Below are 3,440 nucleotides of genomic sequence, written 5' to 3'. Positions count from 1 at the left end.
GCCCGCCAGCCGCGCGACCTCGGCCGCGTCTCCCGGCTCGCCCGGCGCCAGGCCGGTCTGGGCCGGTTTGAGGACCGCGACGCGGCGGGGCGCGGCGGCGGCCGCCACGGCCGCCGTCACGATCGTCTTGCCGATCTCCGTGCCGGTCCCCGTCACCACCAGAACACGCATGCCTCAGCCCTCCCGCGCCGCCGCGCACACCGCGCGGCAGATCCGTGCCAGATCGTCGTCCCCCGTCACGTACGGCGGCATGGTGTAGACGAGGTCGCGGAACGGCCGCAGCCACACCCCTTCCCGTACCGCCGCCGAGGTCGCCGCCGCCATGTCCACCTCGTGGTCCAGCTGGACCACGCCGATGGCGCCGAGCACCCGCACGTCGCGGACGCCGGGCAGTTCCCGCGCCGCCGCCAGGCCCTCGCGCAGGCCGGTCTCGACGCGTTTCACCTCCTGCTCCCAGTCCTGGCCGAGCAGCAGGTCGAGGGAGGCGCAGGCCACCGCGGCGGCGAGCGGATTGCCCATGAACGTCGGTCCGTGGGCGAGGACAGGCACCTCGCCGCGCGAGATCCCCGCGGCCACCTCGCTCGTGCACAGCGTCGCCGCCATCGTGAGGTAGCCGCCCGTCAGCGCCTTGCCCACGCACATCACGTCCGGGGAGACGCCCGCGTGACCGGCGGCGAAGAGGCTGCCCGTACGCCCGAAGCCCGTGGCGATCTCGTCGAACACGAGGAGTACCCCTGACGCGTCGCACGCCTCGCGCAGTACGCGCAGGTAGCCGGGGGAGTGGAAGCGCATGCCGCCCGCCCCCTGCACCACCGGTTCCACGATCACGGCGGCCAGTTCGCCGGCGTGCCGCTCGATGAGTTCCCGCAGGTGCGCCGTGTACGCGGGGTCGGGCTCCGCGTCGAAGCCGGCGGGCGGCTCGTCGGCGAAGACCTGGCGGGGCAGGGCGCCCGACCACAGCTCGTGCATCCCGCCCTCGGGGTCGCACACCGACATGGGCTGCCAGGTGTCGCCGTGGTAGCCGCCGCGCCAGGTCAGCAGCCGCTTCTTCTCGGGCCGGCCGGCCGACCGCCAGTACTGGAGGCACATCTTCACGGCGACCTCGACCGAGACCGAACCGGAGTCGGCGAGGAAGACGTGGCGCAGCGGCTCCGGGGTGATCTCCACCAGCCGGGCCGCGAGCCGGACGGCGGGCTCGTGGGTGAGCCCGCCGAACATCACATGGCTCATCCGGTCCAGCTGGCCGCGCGCCGCCTCGTTGAGCACGGGGTGGTTGTAGCCGTGCACGGCCGACCACCACGAGGACATGCCGTCGACCAACTCCGCGTGGCCGTGGGCGGGTTCGGCGAGCCGCAGCCGGACCCCGGACGCGGACGCCACGACCAGCGGCTCCTGCCGGCCCGGCATGGGCCCGTACGGATGCCAGACGTGTTCCCGGTCCAGGTCCCGGAGCCGTGCGGGGGAGAGCGGCTCAGGCATTGGGGGCGAGATCCGTCCCCGCGCCGCGGCGGCGGACCGCCACCAGATCCGTACGGGCCCCCGGAACCTGCTGCTCCGGTGCCTCGGTGCCGGCCGGCGCGTCCGGCGCGCTCCCGCCGCAGGGGGCGCAGCCCCCGGCGTGCGTGCCGCAGCCCTCCGCCTCGGAACCGGGGCCCTCCGCGTGCGCACCGCAGCCGGCGGCCGCGTGCGCGCGGTGGCCGGGGAGCGTGGTCGTGTCCGTGCCCTCCACCTCGAAGCCGGCGTCCGCGATCATGTCCAGGTCCGCCTGCCCGGCCTGGCCCTCGCTGGTCAGGTAGTCGCCCAGGAAGATGGAGTTCACCAGGTGCAGTGCGAGCGGCTGCATCGAGCGCAGGTGGACCTCGCGGCCGCCCGCGAGCCGCACCTCCACGTCCGGGCAGACGAAGCGGACCATCGCCAGGATGCGCAGGCAGCGCTGCGGCGTCAGGTTCCACTCCTTGGCGAGCGGCGTCCCCTCGAACGGGATCAGGAAGTTGACCGGCACCGAGTCCGGGTCCAGCTCGCGCAGCGAGAAGACCACGTCGACCAGGTCCTCGTCGCTCTCGCCCATGCCCGCGATCAGCCCCGAACAGGCGGACAGCCCGGCCGCCTGCGCCCGGTGCACCGTGTCCACCCGGTCCGCGTAGGTGTGGGTGGTCGTGATCTCCCCGTACGTCCCCTCGGACGTGTTGAGGTTGTGGTTGTACGCGTCGGCGCCCGCCGAACGCAGCCGTTCGGCCTGGCCCTCGGAGAGCAGCCCGAGGCAGGCGCACACCTCGACGCCCTCGTTCTGCTCCTTGATGGCCTCGATGGTCTCCGAGACCCGGTCCACGTCCCGGTCGGTGGGGCCCCGGCCGCTGGCCACCAGGCAGACACGCTTGGCGCCGCCGGCCACCCCGGCCGCCGCCGCCTTGGAGGCGTCCTCGGGCTTGAGCCAGGTGTACTTGAGGATCTCGGCCTTGGAGCCGAGCCGCTGCGAGCAGTACGAGCAGTCCTCGGGACAGAGCCCCGACTTCAGATTGACCAGATAGTTCAGTTTCACCCGCCGCCCGAACCACTGACGGCGCACCCTGCCGGCCGCCGCCACCACATCGAGCAGTTCGTCGTCCGGAGTCGCCAGTACGGCGAGCGCTTCTTCACGGGTCGGCAGCTCGCGCCGCAGCCCCTTGTCCACCAGCGTGTTCAGGAGGTCCATGGCGACGATCCTGGCGCACCGCACCGCCTCTGGCCAAGGAGGAACCGGACAACGGACCTCACGCGGGGTGTGTGCATCACCACACCGTGCCCCGGTGTGACCCCGGTTAGGGTCTGTGGGCTGCCTACAAGAGGGGTCACTCCATGCCCGCCACCCCGTTCGACTGGATCGACGACGAGGCGCGCCGCCGCGCTGAGGCGGGGCTGGTCCGCAGGCTGCGGCCCCGCAGTGGCGGCGCGGAGCCGCTGGACCTCGCGAGCAACGACTACCTGGGCCTGACCCGGCACCCCGAGGTGACCGCGGCGGCGGCGGACGCGGCCCTGCGCTGGGGCGGCGGATCGACCGGCTCCCGCCTCGTGACGGGCTCGACCGCCCTTCACGCGGAACTCGAACGCGAACTCGCCGCGTTCTGCGGCTTCGAGGCGGCCCTCGTGCTCTCCTCGGGCTACGCCGCCAACCTCGCGGCCCTCACCGCGCTCACCGGGCCCGACGGCCTCATCGCCTCGGACGCGGGCAACCACGCCTCCATCGTGGACGGCTGCCGGCTCTCACGGGCGGCGACCGCCGTCGTCCCGCACGCCGACCCGGAGGCCGTCCGCAAGTCGCTGTGCGGGCACGAGGGCCGGCGGCTGGCCGTCACCGACTCGGTCTTCTCCGTGGACGGCGACGCCGCGCCGCTCGCCGCGCTGGCCGCCGTCTGCCGGGCGGAGAACGCAGCGCTCGTGGTGGACGACGCGCACGGCCTGGG

General features: G+C 73.8%; 4 protein-coding genes. 1 reads left to right on the top strand and 3 read right to left on the bottom strand.

What is annotated here, in order from left to right; genetic code table 11:
* From MHW47_RS33645 to bioB, 3 genes are all read right to left on the bottom strand, one after another.
* The coding region (locus MHW47_RS33645) for an AAA family ATPase (RefSeq protein WP_239227640.1) at positions 1–171 on the bottom strand (171 nt) is incomplete at its 3' end.
* A 3-nt stretch (positions 172–174) separates the two neighbouring features.
* The gene (locus MHW47_RS33640) at positions 175–1,479 is read right to left on the bottom strand and encodes an adenosylmethionine--8-amino-7-oxononanoate transaminase (RefSeq protein ID WP_239227639.1); all 1,305 of its coding nucleotides are present in this window, start codon (positions 1,477–1,479) and stop codon (positions 175–177) included.
* Positions 1,472–2,692, bottom strand: coding sequence for a biotin synthase BioB (gene bioB / locus MHW47_RS33635; RefSeq protein ID WP_239227638.1), 1,221 nt, complete (start codon positions 2,690–2,692; stop codon positions 1,472–1,474). The genes MHW47_RS33640 and bioB overlap by 8 nt, the downstream gene beginning before the upstream one ends.
* A gap of 143 nt (positions 2,693–2,835) precedes the next feature.
* Between bioB and MHW47_RS33630 the strand changes: the two genes are divergently transcribed.
* Positions 2,836–3,440, top strand: a 605-nt coding sequence (locus tag MHW47_RS33630; protein ID WP_239227637.1) for an aminotransferase class I/II-fold pyridoxal phosphate-dependent enzyme, incomplete at its 3' end; no start/stop codon positions are given.

It is taken from the genome of Streptomyces sp. OfavH-34-F (genome assembly GCF_022347745.1).
GTDB lineage: Bacteria > Actinomycetota > Actinomycetes > Streptomycetales > Streptomycetaceae > Streptomyces.
The sequence above is the reverse complement of the archived record's forward strand: the minus strand, read 5'-3'. Positions and strand labels throughout refer to the sequence as shown.

Bases quoted from the DNA above. Each gene is read 5' to 3' on its own strand.
- bioB (WP_239227638.1), bottom strand. From the start codon at position 2,692: ATGGACCTCCTGAACACGCTGGTGGACAAGGGGCTGCGGCGCGAGCTG.
- MHW47_RS33640 (WP_239227639.1), bottom strand. From the start codon at position 1,479: ATGCCTGAGCCGCTCTCCCCCGCACGGCTCCGGGACCTGGACCGGGAA.